This window comes from Parafrankia sp. FMc2 (assembly GCF_041008525.1).
Taxonomy (GTDB): Bacteria; Actinomycetota; Actinomycetes; order Frankiales; family Frankiaceae; genus Parafrankia.
Window position 1 is genome coordinate 1 of sequence record NZ_JBFLUG010000387.1, and the last position, 1,464, is coordinate 1,464.

The following is a 1,464-nucleotide window of genomic DNA, read 5'->3' on the forward strand; positions in this document are numbered from 1 at the left end:
GATAGTGCCCCGTGGAGTGGTGTAGATCGGTTCGCGTTTCACTCTGCGTCTTTCGATATTATGCGACTTGGAACTCGGTCGCGTCGAGAGTAATCGGGGTAATCTCCGGGACTGTTGTGGTGGTGTTTTCCCCGCCGATCTGTCGCATGGATTCCTCGGACAGGTAACGCCGGTCAGAGACCTGCCACTCGTCGTGGGTCTCCATGAGCACGGCGGTCGCGAGGCGGAGCAGAGCTTCCCGGTTCGGGAAGATCCCGACCACGTCGGTGCGGCGTTTGACCTCCCGGTTGAGCCGTTCCAGCGGGTTGTTCGACCAGATCTTGCGCCAGTGCGGTTCGGGGAAGTCCGCGAACGCGGTCAGGTCCGCCTTCGCGTCGCGCAGCATCCTCGCGACCGCGGGGAACTTCCCGGCGAGCAGGTCGGCGACGGTGTCGACCTGGACGCGGACCAGTTCGGCGGTCGGCTGCGCGAAGACCGTCCCGATCGTGGCCGTCACCATCGACGCGGCGTGCTTGGGGACCCGGACCGCGACGTTGCGCTGGAAGTGGACCCGACACCGTTGCCAGCCGGCACCGGTCAGCACCTTCCCGACCGCGGCGGTCAGCCCGCGGTGGGCATCGGAGATGACCAGCCGCACCCCACCCGGACCGACCACCAGGCCCCGGTCCCGCAGCCCGCGCAGGAACTCGGTCCAGAACGCCTCGTCCTCGGAGTCCCCGACCTGCACCCCCAAGACCTCCCGGCGGCCGTCGGCCGACACACCGGTGGCGATCACGACGGCCTGCGACACCACCCTGCCGTCGAGACGGACCTTGCAGTAGGTGGCATCCAGGTAGACGTAGGGGAAGCCGACATGGTCCAGGCGGCGGGCCCGCCAGACGTCGGCCTCCCGGTCCAACGCGGCACAGATCCGGGACACCTCCGACTTCGAGATCCCCGTGTCCACCCCCAACGCGGCGACGAGGTCATCGACCTTGCGGGTCGACACCCCGTGCACGTAGGCCTCCATCACCACCGCGTGCAGCGCCACGTCGATACGGCGGCGCGGTTCGAGCAACGACGGGAAGAACGACCCCGTCCGCGTCTTGGGGATCCTCACCGTCAGATCCCCGGCAGTCGTCGACACGGTCCGTTCCCGGGAGCCGTTGCGCTGCGTGGTCCGGGTCGCCGACCGTTCGTAACGGGCCGCGCCGACGTGCGCGTCGGCTTCGGCGTCGACGAGCGCCTGCAAGCCGAACCGCAGCAGCTCCCGCATCACCTGACCGGCGTCGGTGTGCCGCAGCAGCTCCAGCAGACCGGATAGGGCAGAATCATCCAAGGCCATCGCGTGTGTCCTCTCCGTGGAACTTTGGTCGGTTCACACAGAGCTACACGCGGTGGCCGTCTTTGTCCCGGAGCGACACACCCCCACCCCGGACGATCAACCAGCCGATCCCGATCTACACCACGCGGTGGGACTCACCC

Annotated in this window: 1 protein-coding gene; it reads right to left on the minus strand. The window is 67.8% G+C overall.

The window, feature by feature from the left end; translation table 11 throughout:
* Positions 1–58 precede the first annotated feature (58 nt).
* The gene (locus tag AB1460_RS37455; RefSeq protein WP_368967298.1) at positions 59–1,324 is read right to left on the minus strand and encodes an IS256 family transposase; all 1,266 of its coding nucleotides are present in this window, start codon (positions 1,322–1,324) and stop codon (positions 59–61) included.
* Positions 1,325–1,464: the final 140 nt, after the last annotated feature.

Coding starts and splice junctions, on each gene's coding strand:
- AB1460_RS37455 (WP_368967298.1), bottom strand. CDS start 1,324: ATGGCCTTGGATGATTCTGCCCTATCCGGTCTGCTGGAGCTGCTGCGG.